Source organism: Streptomyces sp. NPDC086989, from assembly GCF_044745505.1.
Lineage (GTDB): Bacteria > Actinomycetota > Actinomycetes > Streptomycetales > Streptomycetaceae > Streptomyces.
In genome coordinates this window covers 66,011-81,656 of record NZ_JBIVAL010000005.1, presented here as the reverse complement: position 1 = coordinate 81,656, position 15,646 = coordinate 66,011, and the positions used below count along the sequence as shown (strand labels likewise).

Annotated in this window: 11 protein-coding genes; 4 read left to right on the top strand and 7 right to left on the bottom strand. The window is 73.9% G+C overall.

Features of this window, described 5'->3' with window-relative positions:
* Positions 1-14 precede the first annotated feature (14 nt).
* Together ACIPK4_RS13155 and ACIPK4_RS13150 are read right to left on the bottom strand one after the other, a co-directional pair.
* Positions 15-1,601 (bottom strand): acyl-CoA synthetase, encoded by a 1,587-nt coding sequence (locus ACIPK4_RS13155; protein ID WP_402311977.1) that lies wholly within the window; start codon positions 1,599-1,601, stop codon positions 15-17.
* Positions 1,602-1,615: 14 nt separating this feature from the next.
* Entirely contained in the window at positions 1,616-2,722 is a 1,107-nt protein-coding gene (locus ACIPK4_RS13150) for an NAD(P)H-dependent flavin oxidoreductase (RefSeq protein WP_402311974.1), read from the bottom strand.
* Between the two features lie 146 nt (positions 2,723-2,868).
* Here ACIPK4_RS13150 and ACIPK4_RS13145 point away from each other — a divergent pair, with 146 nt between their 5' ends.
* Positions 2,869-4,767, top strand: a complete 1,899-nt coding sequence (locus ACIPK4_RS13145) for a serine hydrolase (protein WP_402311972.1) — start codon at positions 2,869-2,871, stop codon at positions 4,765-4,767.
* A 216-nt stretch (positions 4,768-4,983) separates the two neighbouring features.
* Here the strand turns inward: ACIPK4_RS13145 and ACIPK4_RS13140 are convergent, their stop codons facing one another.
* Positions 4,984-5,370, bottom strand: a complete 387-nt coding sequence (locus ACIPK4_RS13140) for a VOC family protein (RefSeq protein ID WP_402311969.1) — start codon at positions 5,368-5,370, stop codon at positions 4,984-4,986.
* Between the two features lie 9 nt (positions 5,371-5,379).
* Entirely contained in the window at positions 5,380-6,111 is a 732-nt protein-coding gene (locus tag ACIPK4_RS13135; protein ID WP_402311966.1) for a TetR/AcrR family transcriptional regulator, read from the bottom strand.
* An 83-nt stretch (positions 6,112-6,194) separates the two neighbouring features.
* Here ACIPK4_RS13135 and ACIPK4_RS13130 point away from each other — a divergent pair, with 83 nt between their 5' ends.
* The gene (locus tag ACIPK4_RS13130; RefSeq protein ID WP_402311963.1) at positions 6,195-7,364 is read left to right on the top strand and encodes an FAD-dependent monooxygenase; all 1,170 of its coding nucleotides are present in this window, start codon (positions 6,195-6,197) and stop codon (positions 7,362-7,364) included.
* Between the two features lie 89 nt (positions 7,365-7,453).
* The gene (locus ACIPK4_RS13125; RefSeq protein ID WP_402311960.1) at positions 7,454-7,915 is read left to right on the top strand and encodes a nitroreductase family deazaflavin-dependent oxidoreductase; all 462 of its coding nucleotides are present in this window, start codon (positions 7,454-7,456) and stop codon (positions 7,913-7,915) included.
* Positions 7,916-7,921: 6 nt separating this feature from the next.
* Here ACIPK4_RS13125 and ACIPK4_RS13120 read toward each other — a convergent pair whose 3' ends face one another.
* Genes ACIPK4_RS13120 through ACIPK4_RS13110 form a run of 3 tightly spaced genes read right to left on the bottom strand, consistent with a single transcriptional unit; the run spans position 7,922 to position 12,543 of the window.
* Positions 7,922-9,526 carry a phytoene desaturase family protein gene (locus ACIPK4_RS13120; RefSeq protein ID WP_402311957.1) on the bottom strand — a complete coding sequence of 535 codons (1,605 nt, stop codon included), beginning with the start codon at positions 9,524-9,526 and terminating at the stop codon, positions 7,922-7,924.
* The gene (locus ACIPK4_RS13115; protein WP_402311955.1) at positions 9,523-11,598 is read right to left on the bottom strand and encodes a tetratricopeptide repeat protein; all 2,076 of its coding nucleotides are present in this window, start codon (positions 11,596-11,598) and stop codon (positions 9,523-9,525) included. Before ACIPK4_RS13115 ends, ACIPK4_RS13120 begins: the two co-directional genes overlap by 4 nt.
* A 33-nt stretch (positions 11,599-11,631) precedes the next feature.
* The gene (locus ACIPK4_RS13110; protein ID WP_402311952.1) at positions 11,632-12,543 is read right to left on the bottom strand and encodes an oxygenase MpaB family protein; all 912 of its coding nucleotides are present in this window, start codon (positions 12,541-12,543) and stop codon (positions 11,632-11,634) included.
* 582 nt (positions 12,544-13,125) lie between these two features.
* Here ACIPK4_RS13110 and ACIPK4_RS13105 point away from each other — a divergent pair.
* Complete coding sequence (locus ACIPK4_RS13105) at positions 13,126-15,486, top strand: phosphoketolase (protein ID WP_402311950.1); 2,361 nt, start codon at positions 13,126-13,128, stop codon at positions 15,484-15,486.
* Positions 15,487-15,646 lie beyond the last annotated feature (160 nt).

The following is a 15,646-nucleotide window of genomic DNA, read 5'->3' as shown; positions in this document are numbered from 1 at the left end:
CACACTCGGGGCGCTCACATGGCGCGTTCGCGGCCCTCCCAGTAGGGGTCGCGCAGCCGCCGCTTGTACAGCTTGCCGTTGGGGTCGCGGGGCATCGTCTCGATGAAGTCGACCGACTTCGGCCGTTTGAAGCCGGCCAGCTGCCGCTCGCAGTGGTGCAGGATCTCCGCGGCGAGGGCGTCCCCGGCCGCGAAGCCCTCGGCCGGTTCGACGACCGCCTTCACCTCCTCGCCCCAGTCGGCGTGCGGGATGCCGAAGGCGGCGGCGTCGGCGACGGCCGGATGGGTGAGCAGGGCCGATTCGATCTCGGCCGGGTAGATGTTCACCCCGCCCGAGATGATCATGTCGATCTTGCGGTCGCGGAGGAAGAGGTAGCCCTCCTCGTCCAGCAGCCCGAGGTCGCCGACCGTGAAGAACTCGCCGATGCGGTTCTTCTTCGTCTTGTCCTCGTCCTTGTGGTAGCTGAACCCTCCGGTGTTCATCTTGATGTAGACGGTGCCGAGTTCGCCGGGCGGCAGCCGGTTCCCGTCGTCGTCGAAGACGGCGAGTTCGCTGATCGGCCAGGCCTTGCCGACGGTTCCCGGCTTCTTCAGCCAGTCCTCGGCGGTGGCGAAGGCACCGCCGCCCTCGCTGGCCGCGTAGTACTCCTCCACGCACGTGCCCCACCAGTCGATCATCGCTCGCTTGACGTGGTCCGGGCAGGGCGCGGCGCCGTGGATGGCGTGCCGCATCGAGGAGACGTCGTACGCGTTCTTCGTCTCCTGCGGCAGGGCGAGGAGCCGGTGGAACTGCGTCGGGACCATGTGGGTGTGCGTGCACGCGTGGGCGTCGATCAGCCGCAGCATCTCCTGCGGCGTCCAGCGGTCCATCAGGACCAGCGGGTGCCCGATGTGCAGGGCGGCGCCGGCGAATTGGAGGACGGCGGTGTGGTACAGCGGGGAGCACACGAGGTGCACGTTGCCGTCGAACGGGCGGATGCCGAAGATTCCGAGGAAGCCGCCGAGGTACGTCTCCTCCGGGAGCCTGCCGGGCAGCGGGCGGCGGATGCCACGCGGACGTCCGGTGGTGCCGGAGGTGTAGTTCATCACCCAGCCCAGGGTGCGGTCCGCCGGGGGCTGCGTGGGGTGTCCGCCGAGGAGTTCGGCGTACGGGTGGAAACCGGCGACCGCTCCGACCGCGTAGCGGTGGCTCGCGGGCAGGCCCGCCTCGTCGGCAGCGGCGGTGGCGGCGTCGGCGAACCGCTCGTGGGCGATGAGGACCTTGGCGCCGGAGTCGGAGACGATCCAGGCGATCTCGGGGCCGACGAGGTGGTGGTTGACCGGGACCAGGTAGAAGCCGGCCTGGGTGGCGGCGAGATAGGCGGTCAGGAACTCGACGCCGTTGGGCAGGACGACGGCGAAGACGTCGCCCCTCTCCAGGCCGGCGGCGCGCAGTCCGTGGACGAGGCGGTTGGCGTCGGCGTGCAGCCGGCCGGCGCTCCACTCCTCGCCCTCGGGGGTGACCAGTACGGTGCGCCCGGGGTCGGCGGCCGCCTGTGCCCAGAATCCTCCCCCGGAGTTCGTCCGGGGGGACCCCCAGGGCTGCTCACTCGTGCCACTCATGCTGATCACACCTCTCAGGCCCGGCCGGCGATGCGGTTGATACGGTCGATGGCGCGCTCGAAGCCGACGGTGAGCTCGTCGAAGACGGCCTGGACGCTGCGTTCGGAGTTCATGCGGCCGACGATCTGGCCGACGGGTGTGCCCAGCAGCGGCTTGACCTCGTACTTCTGGATCCGGGAGACGGCCTCGGCGACCAGCAGCCCCTGGAGCGGCATCGGGAGCGCACCGGGGCCCTCGGGGTCGTCCCAGGCGTCGGTCCACTCGGTGCGCAGCTGGCGGGCGGGTTTGCCGGTGAGGGCGCGGGAGCGGACGGTGTCACCGGAGCCGGCGGCGAGCAGCTTCTCGGTGAGCGCGCGGGAGTGCAGGTCGGCTTCGGTGGTGGTGAGCCAGAGGGAGCCAAGCCAGGCGCCCTGGGCGCCGAGGGCGAGGCCCGCGGCGATCTGTTCGCCGCTGCCGATGCCGCCGGCGGCGAGGACGGGGAGCGGGGCGACGGCCTCGGCGATCTCGGGGACGAGGACCATGGTGGCGATGTCGCCGGTGTGGCCGCCGGCCTCGTAGCCCTGGGCGACGACGATGTCGATGCCGGCTTCGGCGTGGCGGCGGGCGTGCTTGGCGCTCCCGGCGAGAGCCGCGACGAGGACGCCGTGGTCGTGGGCGCGGGCGATGACGTCGGCGGGCGGGGAACCGAGGGCGTTCGCCAGGAGTTTGATGGGGTAGTCGAAGGCGACGTCAAGCTGGTTGCGGGCGACCTGCTCCATCCAGCCGGTGATCCGCCAGCCGGAGGCCTCGCCCTCGGCCAGTTCGGGGACGTGGTGCTTGGCGAGGGTGTCGCGGACGAAGGCGCGGTGCCCGGCCGGGATCATCGCCTCGACGCCGGCCTCGCTGATGCCGTCGACGGCCTTCTTGGCGGGCATGACGACGTCGAGGCCGTACGGCTTGCCGTCGGTGTGCTCCTGCATCCAGTCGAGGTCGCGATTGAGGTCGTCGGGGGCCGTGTACCGGACGGCGCCGAGGACGCCGAAGCCGCCGGCGCGGGTGATGGCCGCGGCGACCGCCGGGAAGGGCGTGAAACCGAAGATGGCGTACTCGACTCCCAGTTTCCTGCTCAGCTCCGTCTCCATGGGCGGCAGCATGCCGCAGCCCGGCGGCCGAGGGAAGAGCTTTTCTGATGCATCGTCAGATTCTTTGACGGTCCGTCGGTGCGGGGCCCGCCGCGCCCGCGGGCAGATACTTCGGGAGGGCGCGGCGGTGGACGGGAGGACCGGTCATGGAGGACCACGGGGCGGCAGGCAGGAGGGTGGCCGCAGAGGCATCGGCGGCTCCCCTCGACGGGACCGGGGGCGTCCCGGACGGACACGGGAGCCGCGCGCCGCAGGGGCCGGCGGCCGCGCGCGGGCCGGGGCCGAGCCGGCGGCGGCTCGCGGGGCGGCTGCTGTGGCTCGGCGGGGTGCTCGCCCTGCACGCCGCACTGCCTGGGGCCGCGGGCGGTGCGGCCGAGCGGCGCGCTCTCCAGGGACTGCGCCTGCGGTACGGGTCGGCACGGCAGGCGGGACTGGTCGAAAGGCACCTGGAGGCGGCGGCCGACGAGGCGCGGAGGTTCCTGGGCCCCTCCCCCGAACATCCTTACTACGCCGGAGTCGTGGTGCTCGCCGGCCGGGGCCGCACGGTCGCCCTGCACCGCGCGATGGGCGAGGCCGTGCGGTACGCGGACTACGACGGCCGCACCGACCGGGTCCGGGAGTTCCCGGCGGCCCAGCGGATCCCGATGGCCGAGGACACCGTCTTCGACCTGGCCTCGCTGACCAAGCTGTTCACCTCGCTGATCGCCGTGCAGCAGATGGAGCGCGGGAACCTGGAGCTGGAGGCTCCGGTGGACCGGTACCTGCCCGAGTTCACCGGGGGCGGCAAGGAGCTGATCACGGTCCGCCAGCTGCTCACGCACACCTCCGGGCTGCGCTCCTGGGCGCCGTTCTACCAGCAGTCCTCCCGCGAGGGACAGTTGCGGATGCTGTGGTCGGTGCGTCCGCAGGAAACGCCGGGGTCGGTGTACCGGTACTCCGATCTGAACCTGATAGCGCTTCAGCTGCTCCTGGAACGGATCACCGGTCACACTCTGGACCTCCTGCTCCAGGACGAGATCACCGCTCCGCTCGGGATGCACCGCACGCGTTACAGGCCACCGCTCTCGTGGCGCCGCGTCACCGCCGCCACCGAGGTGCAGCGGCCTCCGTGGTCCGGCCTGGACCGCGGGCTGGTGTGGGGCGAGGTCCACGACGAGAACGCCCACGCCCTCGGCGGCGTCGCCGGCCACGCCGGCGTCTTCGGCACGGCCTGGGATCTGGCCGTCCTCGCCCGCACCCTCCTCGACGGCGGCGTCTACGCCGGCCGGCGCATCCTGCGGCCCGCCTCCGTGGAACTGCTCTTCACCGACTTCAACACCGCCTTCCCCGGCGACGACCACGGCCTGGGCTTCGAGCTCTACCAGCACTGGTACATGGGGGCCATGGCCACCCCGCGCTCCGCCGGCCACACCGGCTTCACGGGCACCTCCCTGGTCCTGGACCCCTCCACCGACTCCTTCCTCGTCCTGCTCGGCAACTCCGTCCACCCCGTGCGCACCTGGCGGGCCGGCAGCGCGCCGCGGGTCGCGGTCGGCAACCGCTTCGCCCGCGCCGTCCCGGTCCGTACGAAGCACGGCGGTCCGGCGTGGTATTCGGGCATGGAGACCGGCGGCTCCGGCACCCTCACCCTGCCGCCGCTGACCCCGGCCACCGGCGCGGCCCGGCTGCGCTGCGCCGTGTGGTGGGACACCGTGCCCGGCGAGGGCGCCTTCCACCTGGAGGCCTCGGCCGACGGGGAGTCCTGGGAGCCGCTGGCGTTCAGCACGCTGCGGTCGACGGGCGGGACGCCCGAGCAGTGGCCGCGCGGCAGTGCCGGCGGCTGGTCCGGCCGCATCTGGCACCGCCTCGAAGCCCCGCTCGGCGCCTGGGCGGGGCGCCCGGTGCACCTGCGCTTCCGGCACGCCGCGACCGGCCGCTACGTCGGGCGCGGGGTGTACGTGGACGTCGTACGGGTGGCGGAACCGGGCCGGCTCCTGTTTGCGGAGGACCGTCCGGCCGACGCGTCCCGGATCGAGGCCGCCGGCTGGACCCGCTCGACGGACTGATGCACCGGGCGCCCGGCCCCCGCCACGGCCCTCACACGGTCGGCCGGACGGGGGCGCGGCCCAGCGCCTCCGGCGGGTGTGGCACGTTCAGCGCGGCTCCAGCGGGCACGGCGCGTCCAGCGGGCCCAGCACGTCCGGCGCGTCCAGCGGGTCCGGCGGGTGTGGCACGTTCAGCGCGGCTCCGGCGGGTCCCGCGGTGGGAGCGTCGGGCGGCGGTCAGGCCTTGCGGATGAGGCAGAACGGATGCCCCGCCGGGTCGGCGTAGACGCGCCAGTCGTCGGGGACCGCGCCGGGGCGGGCGTCCAGGAGCTTCGCGCCGCAGGCCAGCACCTGCTCCTGCGCCCGGTCCAGGTCCGGCACCGCGAAGTCCAGGTGGACCTGCTGGGGGTGCGCGGGGTCGGGCCAGCGCGGCGGCCGGTGGTCCGCCACCCGCTGGAAGGCGAGGACCTGACCCGACGGAACGTGCAGCGTCGCCCAGTGCTCGTCGACCGTCCAGCGCGGGTCCGGCCGGTTGACGGTCCCGCCCAGCACCTCCCGGTAGAACTCGGCAAGGCGCAGCGGATCGGGGCAGTCCAGCACCACACACTGAAATTCGGCTGTCACGCCCTGATCCTAAGCTCCGGGTTCCCGGACCGTACCGGCGCCCTGCCCGTCGTTCCCGGCCAGCGCCGCGTCGAGCATCCGGTGGGCGACGGAGGCCAGTTCGGCCCGGTCCGGGGCCGGGCGGGTGCGCGCGAGGGCGCCGACGAGGCGGTCGTAGAGGAGTCCGTCGGTCCACGCGGCCAGCAGCTCGGCGGACTCCTGCGGCCGTTGCGCGCCCAGTGCCGCGAGGAGTCGGGCGGCCCGCGCCCGGGCGCCCTGCCCGGCCCGGTGCAACTCCGGCTCCAGTTCCGGGTTCCGTGCGGCCTCCAGGCTGAGCTCGAAGCGGGCCAGCTGGCGCGTCCGGCCGGTGGTCAGCCACCGGTGCAGGACCTCGGCCAGCGCTTTCGCGGCCGCCTCCCGGCCGGACGGCCCACCCGGTGCGGCGACGGCGCCGCCCTCGGCCTGCCCGCGGTCCCCACCCGGATCCCCACCCGGGTCCACCCCGACGTCCACGCCGGCGCCGGCGTCCACGCCGAACTCCGCGCCGAGGTCCGCCTCGACGTCACCGAGGTCCAGTTCGGCCAGCCGCTGGTAGCAGGCGCCGATCAGCGCCGTCCTCGTACGGAAGTAGTACGAGGTGCTGCCGGCCGGCAGCCGCGCCGCGCCGTCGACGGCCCGGTGGGTCAGGCCGCGCAGGCCGGCGGCGGCGACGAGGGCGATCGCCGTGTCCGCGATCAGGGTCCTGCGGTCGGGGGTGGACATGAGGTCACTCTACAGCTGTAGAGTGACCTTCACGGACCCTCTACGGATGTAGAGGCCGAAGGGGAGAAAGGGAGGAACTCACCATGTCCTCACCGCACGCGGTCGTGGCAGGGGCCGGGATCGGCGGACTCACGGCAGCGGTGGCCCTGCACCGTCGCGGCTGGCGGGTCACGGTCTGCGAGCGCTCCCCGCAGCCGTCGGCCGCCGGCGCCGGGATCGTCCTCGCCCCCAACGCCCTGCGCGCCTTCGACGCCATCGGCTTCGACGCCGCCCGCGCCGCGGGCCGCGCCGTCCCCGCCGCGATGGGACTGCGCCGACCGGACGGCCGCTGGCTGCACCGGGCCGACACCGCCGCACTGACGGCCCGGTACGGAAGGCCCCCGCTCGCCGTGTACCGGCCGGCCCTGGCCGAGGCCCTGTCCGCCGCGCTCCCGCCCGCCGCGATCCACTACGGGGCCCGCGTCACCGGCGTCGACCACGAACCCGGCTCCCCCGACGCGCCCGTGGTGCGCACCTCGGCCGGGGACCTCACCGCCGACGTCGTCCTCGCCGCCGACGGCATCCACAGCGGGCTGCGCCGCGCGTACTTCCCGGACCACCCCGGCCTGCTCCACGGCGGGGCGACCGCCTGGCGCACCGTCCTGTCCGGTGACGGCCCGGCCGGGCGGCCGCTGGACACCGCCGAGACCTGGGGCCGCGGCGAGCGCTTCGGCGTCGTCCCCCTCGCCGACGGCCGCGTGTACGTGTACGCCACCGCCGTCGCCCCGGAGGGCCACCGCCCCGCCGACGTCCGGGCCGAACTCCTGCGCCGCTTCGGCTCCTGGCACGACCCGGTCCCCGCGCTGCTGGAGCGGATCGACCCCGCGGCCGTCCTCCAGCACGACCTGTACGACCTGGCCGCCGCGCTCCCCCGTCTGCACCACGGCCGGATCGCCTGGCTCGGCGACGCCGCGCACGCCATGACCCCCAACCTCGGCCAGGGCGGCTGCCAGGCCGTCGAGGACGCCGTCGTCCTCGCGCACCTCCTCGACCGCCGAGCCGGGGTACCGGCCGCGCTGGCCGCCTACAGCGCCGCCCGGTGCTCCCGTACCGACGCCATCCGGATCCGGTCGCGCCGGGCCGGCCGGGTCGCCGCGCTCGCCCATCCCCTCGCGGTGGCCGTGCGTGACCTCGCCGTACGGGCCACCCCGGCCCGCGTCACCCGGCGCGCCCTGGACGACCTGTTCGACGGCTTCACGCTCCCGGGGGCATAAAACCGTGCCCGCCTCGGTTGCCAGTCGTTGAGTTTCGTTGACGGTTCAACCCCCGCAATCAGCTCGGCAGCGAAGGCAGGTACACGGACATGGCGACCACGGACATCGACTGGGACCACCCCAAGGACCCCAAGCCGGGCAGTTGGCAGCTCGACCACGTCAAGCAGTACGTCGGATCGAACGGGGCCGAGGGCCAGTACTGGAACGGCACCCAGACCCTGCTGCTCACCACGGTGGGCCGGGTCTCCGGCAACGCCGTGCGCACCCCGCTGATCTACGGCGAGGCGGACGGCCGCTACCTCGTCGTCGCCTCCAAGGGCGGCGACCCCGAGCACCCGCTCTGGTACAAGAACCTGACGGCGCATCCCGAGGTCCGCATCCAGGTCGGCCCGAAGGTACTCCAGGGCACGGCCCGCACCGCCTCCTCCGAGGAGCGCGCCGCGTACTGGCCCGTGATGGTGAAGCACTGGCCGGCGTACGACGAGTACCAGGGCAAGACCGACCGCGAGATCCCGGTCGTCGTGATCGAGGCGACCGAACTCGCCGAGTAACGGCGGTCAGTGCCCCAGCACGGCCATCGCCGCGTTGTGGCCGGGGACCCCGCTGACGCCGCCTCCGCGCACGGCGCCCGCGCCGCACAGCAGGACGTTGGCGTACGGGGTCCCCACGCCCCAGCGGCCCGCCCCGCTCCGGGCGGCCCCCTCCCCGCCCTCGGCGTCGTCGGCGTCGTCCCCGTGCGGCCACGAGAGGTCCCGGTGGAAGATGTGCCCGCCGGGCAGCCGCAGTTCGCGTTCCAGGTCCAGCGGGGTCTTCGCCTCGATGCACGGGCGGCCGTCCGCGTCGAAGGCCAGGCAGTCGGTGATCGGCTCGGCCAGGTGCGCGTCCAGCTGGGCGAGCGTGCCGGCCAGCAGCACCTCCCGCGCCCCCTGGTTGTCCTTCTCGAACAGCCGGGCCGGGGTGTGCAGGCCGAACAGGGTGAGCGTCTGGTACCCCTGCGCCACGAGCTCCGGCCCGAGGATCGAGGGGTCGGTCAGCGAGTGGCAGTAGATCTCCGAGGGCGGCACGGACGGCAGTTCGCCGGTGGCCGCCTCGGCGTAGGACCGCGCCAGCTGCGCGTACCCCTCGGCGATGTGGAACGTGCCGCCGAAGGCCTCACGCGGGTCCACCGAGGTGTCCCGCAGCCGCGGCAGCCGCCGCAGCAGCATGTTGACCTTGAGCTGTGCCCCCTCGGGCGCCGGGCCCGGAGCCGGCGCCTCCCCCAGCAGTTCACCCAGCGCCCGCGGTGAGGCGTTGACCAGTACCGTCCGCCCGACGACCCGTCCCTCGCCGGTCGCCGTGCGGAAGGTCACCTCGGCCGGCGTGCGTCCGTCCGTCTCGATCCGGAGCACCTCGTGGCCGGTCGCGATCTCGGCACCGGCCGCGCGGGCGGCCGTCGCCAGGGCACCGGTGAGCGCGCCCATGCCGCCGACCGGAACGTCCCAGTCCCCCGTGCCGCCGCCGATGACGTGGTAGAGGAAGCAGCGGTTCTGCACGAGCGAGGCGTCGTGCGCGTCCGCGAAGGTGCCGATCAGGGCGTCGGTCAGCACCACGCCCCGCACCAGGTCGTCGGCGAAGTGCTCCTCGACGGCCCGCCCGAGCGGCTCCTCGAACAGCATCCGCCAGGCCGCCTCGTCGGCGATGCGGGCCCGCAGCTCCGCCCGTGTGGGCAACGGCTCGGTCAGCGTCGGGAACACCTTCTCGGCGAGCCGCCCGGTCCGCCCGTAGAACGCGCGCCAGCTGTCGTACTCCCGCTCCGAACCGGTCAGCCGCGCGAAGGACTCCCGGGTGCGGGCCTCGCCTCCGCCGACGAGGAGCCCGCCGGGCCGGCCGTCGCGTTCGACGGGCGTGTACGAGGAGACCGTGCGCTTGCGGACGGCGAAGTCCAGCCCCAGATCGCGCACGATCTTCGCCGGGAGGAGGGAGACGAGGTAGGAGTACCGGGAGAGCCGGGCGTCGACGCCGGCGAAGGGACGCGTGGAGATCGCGGCACCGCCGGTGTTCCCCAGCCGCTCCAGGACGAGCACCGAACGGCCCGCCCGGGCCAGGTACCCCGCGGCGACCAGCCCGTTGTGTCCGCCGCCCACGATCACGTCGTCGTATACATCGTGCCCGAAGCTCGTCATGGCTCTTGGTAGCACACCTGGCCGAGCTGCTCCAGGCAGTGCGCCTCGTCGGCGTGGGCCGCGACCGTGTCCGGATGGTCGTCGCCGAGGGCGCGTTCGCGGATGCCGGAGAGGTCGCGGTAGACGGGCAGGGCCTCGTCCCAGCGGCCCAGCCGACCCAGTCCGACGGCCAGTTCGCGGCGGCTGACGAGGGTGTCGGGATGTTCGGCGCCGAGCGCGTCGGCCCGGGCCGCGGCCACCTGCCGGGCTTCGGCCACCGCCTCCTCCCAGCGGTCCAGCCGGCCCAGGTTGACGCCGAGGACGTGCCGCGCGCGGAGCGTCTCCGGGTCGGCGGCGCCGTACGCCCGCGTGCGGTCGCGGACCAGGCCCCGGAACAGGTCCAGGGCCTGGGCGGCGTGCCCGGTCCGGCCGAGCGCGATGCCGACCTCGTAGCGGGCGGCGAGGGTGTCCGGATGGTCCCGGCCCAGCACCCGGTCCCGGACGGCGGCGACCTGCCGGAACCCGTCGAGGGCCTCGTGCCAGCGGTCGAGGCGGCCCAGCGCGTAGGCGGCCTCGTACCGGGTCAGCAGCGTGTCGGGGTGCTCGGCGCCCAGGACGGCGGCCCGGTCGGCGGCGACCCCGGCCGCGGTGCGGTGGGCGTCCTCGAAGCGGCCCAGCGCCCCGAGGGTGCAGGCGAGGTTGTGGCGGCAGCGCAGCGTGTCGGGATGGAGCGGTCCCATGCTGCGCTCCCGGGCGACGAGCACCGCACGGTAGACGTCGTGGGCCTCGCGGTGGCGTCCGAGCCGACCCAGTTCGTACGCCGCCTCCTGACGCGCCGCGAGGGTGTCGGGGTGGTCGGCGCCGAGTGCCCCGGTGCGCCCCTCGGCGACGGCTTCGTACGCGGCCAGAGCCTCCTCGGGCCGACCCGCGCGGCTGAGGGCGAACGCCCGGGCGTGGGCGGCGGCGAGCGCGTCGGGGCCTGCCCCGCGCAGGCCGCTCCCCTCGGAGCCGAAGGCGTACGGGACCCCGTACGGCGCGGTGAGCCGCGGGTCCTCGGCGGCGGCGGGGCGCACGATCCGGTGGCTGCCCCCGGGCCGCGCGGCGGTCCAGGAGCCGGTGAGCACGGCCCAGGCGCCGCTGGCGGGGCGTGCGTCGATGCCCGCCTTGCGGCCGGCGGTCATCGCGCGGGCCCAGGCGGGCAGCGGGGCGTGGGCGCCGGGCGGGCCGCTCGGACCGAGGCGGGCCTCGACGAGCCGCCGGTGCAGGTGGCGGGCGTCGCCGGGGCGGTCCTCGGGGCGCTTGGCCAGCAGGTCCAGCACGACCTGCTCGAAGTACGCGGGCAGCTCGGGGCGGTGCTCGCGCAGCGGCACGGGCGCGTTGTCGCGGTGACCGACCAGCACCGACCAGGAGTCGCCGAGGTCGAAGGGCGGGGCGCCGGTGGCGATCTCGTACAGGACGCAGCCGAGCGAGTAGAGGTCGCTGCGGTGGTCGACCTCGCCGCCCGCGATCTGCTCGGGCGACATGTAGTGCGGGGTGCCCATGGCCATGGCGCCGCCGGTGAGTTTGGCGGTGAAGCCGATGTCGTGGGCGAGGCGGGCGATGCCGAAGTCGCAGATCTTCACCGTGCCGTCGGTGAGCCGCATGATGTTGGCGGGTTTCAGGTCGCGGTGGACGACGCCCTGGTCGTGGGTGTAGCCGAGGGCGGCGGCCAGCTGCTCGGCGATGTCGACGACGACGTCCACGGGCAGCGGGTGCGCCTCGTTCTCCTCCAGGAGCTGGCTCAGGTTGCGGCCGTCGAGGAGTTCCATGACGAGGTAGAGGGGACCGCCCGCGGCGCTGTCGTCGCCGAAGTCGTGGACGACGGTGACGCCCCGGTGCTGGAGGGAGGCGGCGACGCGCGCCTCGCGGCGGAAGCGTTCGCGCAGGACCTGGACGAAGTGCTTGTCCTGCTCGGGCCCGAGCGGTTTGAGGCACTTCACGGCGACCTGCCGGCCCAGCGACTCGTCCCGGGCGCGCCACACCTCGCCCATGCCGCCGCGCCCGATCAGATCGAGTGACCGGTAACGGCCCTGGATCAGTCTGGACTCCGCCATGTCTTAAAGCCGCCCCCGTTGTCGTGCTCCGTCCTACGCCCTCCCCGGCCGGTCCAGTATGGCCGCTGATGTACGCAGTGTGTACGCCGAGGGGCGGCTCCCGGGGCCCATGCGGCGCATCGCTTTCAAGATGTGACCTGGAGGCAGCTGCCACCGTAGACCTGCGGGAATGCTGCGCAGCAGGGTACCGGTGAGGCGCAGGCGTCGGGTGATGACGGGCGTCGGCGGCGGCGTCCGCCCGTACAGCCGGTGCGCGTATCCGGGGAGGGAACCGTAGGCCAGAGCCGCGACGGGGCGCCACAGCAGGTTTCGGCCAGGGACGAGAAGGGCAGGGGTGGGCGGATTGCGCAGGAACGCGTCGACCGCACGGGCGTCGGGTCCGGCGGCCAGCCGCGGCCGGACCTCCTCGAAGTACGCGGCGAGGGCCGCCGTGCCGGCCGGGACGCGGGCCGGGTCGAGGCCCACGAGGCGGGCGTTCACCCGGTTCTCGTCGACGTAGCGGTCGGCCTGGGCGGCGGTGAGCGGGACGCCGGAGCGGCGCAGGACGTGCAGGAAGCTGTCGATCTGCGCGCAGTGCACCCAGAGCAGCAGCTCGGGGTCGTCGACGGGAAACCGCTCGCCGGTGGCCGGATCGGTGGCGTACAGCGTGCGGTGGATCCGGCGGACGCGGGCACCGGCGCGCTCGGCGGCCTCGGTGGTGCCGTAGGTGAGCGTGCCGACGAAGTCGGCGGTGCGCAGCAGACGGCCCCAGGCGTCGGCGCGGAAGTCGCTGTTCTCCATGACCCCGCGGACCGCGCGGGGGTGCAGGGCCTGGAGGTAGAGCGCGCGGACTCCGGCGATCCACATGATCGGGTCCCCGTGGCACTGCCAGGTGACGGACGAGGGCCCGTAGAGCCCCGGGTCGGGCGGGGACGGGGACGGTGCCCCGTCCCGGGTCGCGGCCATTCCCGTACCTCCCGTGTCGCCTCCGCTCCAGCCTACCGAGGCACGGCGGGCCCGTGCAGACGTGCGAGCCGGGTCACGCGCAGCGGCCGACCCTGATCCGGGGGTGCGGCACGGGCCGGAAAAGGCCCGCGGGCGACCGATTCCGTCCGTCGCCCACCGGCGTGCCAGGAGGCCGGACCCGGCTGCGCAAGCGCACCCTGCCTGCGGAAGCGCACCGCCGTGCCACGTGCAGATGGTCTTCCGCCTCGGCTACGGCCCCGCAGGCCCCGACACGCCCCGCCGCCCGCTGCCCGCTGCCCGAGGTGCTGGAAATCCGGGAGTGGACACCACCGGGCGCCTGACGCGATCGCCCCGCGCGCGATCGCCCCGCGCCAGCCGCCGAACGGCCAGAAGCCGGGCACGCCGTGGCAGCACCGGCACGGGCGCGACCTCACCCTCCCGGCTGGGCACTGTGGCACGCAGGGGCCGACTGTCCCTCCCCCAGGGCCGGTCCTCCCCTCGCGGCGCCCCCCTCGGGGAGGGCAGTGTGGAGGCATCGACCCAGCAGACGAACGTCCCGGACCGTCACACTCAGGAGCGGGCATGACCTCGTACCCCATCTCGGAGCTCGACGCGCACTGGCGCGCCGCCAACTATCTGGCAGTCGGCCAGATCTACCTCATGGACAACCCCCTGCTCACCGAGCCGCTGCGGCCGGAGCACATCAAGCCGCGGCTGCTCGGCCACTGGGGCACCTCCCCCGGCCTGAACCTCGTCCACACCCACCTCAACCGCGTGATCAAGGACCGCTCGCTGGACGCCCTGTGCGTCTGGGGTCCGGGCCACGGCGGTCCGGCCGTCCTCGCCAACTCCTGGCTGGAGGGCACGTACACCGAGACCTACCCGGACATCACGCGGGACGCGGCCGGCATGGGGGCACTGTTCCGGCAGTTCTCCTTCCCCGGAGGCGTGCCGAGCCACGTGGCCCCCGAGACGCCCGGCTCCATCCACGAAGGCGGCGAGCTCGGATACTCCCTCGCCCACGCCTACGGAGCCGCCTTCGATCACCCCGGCCTGCTGGTCGCCTGCGTCATCGGGGACGGTGAGGCCGAAACGGGGCCGCTGGCCGCGTCCTGGCACTCCAACAAGTTCCTCGACCCGGTCCACGACGGCGCGGTCCTGCCGGTCCTGCACCTCAACGGCTACAAGATCGCCAACCCGACGGTGCTGTCCCGGATCCCCGAGGGTGAGCTCGACTCGCTGCTGCGGGGATACGGCCACGATCCGCTGTACGTGAGCGGCACCGACCCCGCCCTCGTGCACCGGGCCATGGCCCGTGCGATGGACGAGGCCCTGGACCGCATCGCGGCCATCCAGCGTGCGGCCCGGACGGCGGGCACCGGTCCGGGCCGGGAGTACGCGCGCTGGCCGATGATCGTGCTGCGCACCCCCAAGGGCTGGACCGGCCCCGCCACCGTCGACGGCGACCCGGTCGAGGGCACCTGGCGTGCCCACCAGGTCCCGCTCGCCCAAGTGCGTGAGAACCCCACGCACTTGGGGCAGCTGGAGAGCTGGCTGCGCTCTTACCGACCGGAGGAGCTCTTCGACGCCGACGGGCGGCCCTGCGAACAGGTGCTCGCCCATGTCCCTCGGGGTGACCGCCGCCTGGGCGCCGTCCCGTACGCGAACGGCGGACGGCTGCTGCGGCCCCTCCCGCTGCCCGCCCCCGGTGCGTACGCCGTCCCCGTCGACAAGCCGGGCAGCAGCCTCCACGAACCGACGCGGGTCCTCGGGCGCTTCCTCAGCCAGATCATGCGAGACACCGCCGAGCGGCGGGACTTCAGGGTCGTCGGTCCGGACGAGACCGCCTCGAACCGGCTGGACGACCTGTACGACGTCACCGGCAAAGCCTGGCAGGGGCTGACGGAGGCCACGGACAGGAACCTGTCCCGGGACGGCCGCGTCATGGAGATCCTGTCCGAACACGTCTGCCAGGGCTGGCTGGAGGGGTACCTCCTCACCGGCCGCCACGGGCTCTTCTCCACCTACGAGGCCTTCGCCCACATCGTCGACTCCATGGCCAGCCAGCACATCAAGTGGCTGAAGACCTCGCGCAAGCTGTCCTGGCGCGCGCCCAGCGCCTCCCTCAACTACCTGCTCACATCGCACGTCTGGCGCCAGGACAACAACGGCTTCTCCCACCAGGACCCCGGGTTCGTCGACCACGTCCTCAACAAGAGCCCCGAGGTCGTCCGGGTCTACCTGCCGCCGGACGCCAACACCCTCCTCGCCGTGGCCGACCACGCCCTACGCAGCCGCGACCAGGTCAACGTCATCGTCGCCGGGAAGCAGCCCGCCTTCGACTGGCTGTCCGCCGACGAGGCCCTCGTGCACGTCACGCGGGGCGCCGGCATCTGGGAGTGGGCGGGAACGGACCACGGCTCCCGCGAACCGGACGTCGTCCTCGCCTGCGCCGGCGACGTACCCACCATGGAGGTCCTCGCCGCCACGGCCCTCCTGCGCGAGCACCTCCCGTGGCTGGCCGTCCGAGTCGTCAACGTCGTGGACATCGCCCGCCTGATGCCCCACGGGGAACACCCGCACGGCATGACGGACACCGAGTACGACGCCCTGTTCACCACGGACAAGCCGGTGATCTTCGCGTACCACGGCTATCCGTGGCTGATCCACCGCCTCGCCTACCGTCGCACCGGCCACCCGAACCTGCACGTCCGCGGGTACAAGGAGTCCGGAACGACGACCACCCCCTTCGACATGGTCGTGCGCAACGACATGGACCGGTACCGGCTCGTCATGGACGTCATCGACCGCGTCCCGGGCCTGGCCGGCCGCGCCGAGGGTCTGCGCCAGGCGATGGACGACCAGCGCATCCGCCACCACAGCTGGATCCGCGAGCACGGCACGGACCTGCCGGAGATCGCGGACTGGTCCTGGCCGTACTGAACCTGCCGACCTGATCCCCGTGGCCGAACGCCTCACCCACTCCGTCGAAGGCGTGGTCGACGTCCGCTGCCGGCTGGGCGCACCGGCCGAGGCGTGAAGTCCGACCGCACACGTTTTCCGGTGACGGCAACGGTCGTCATGCGCCACTGACGGCGTGGGC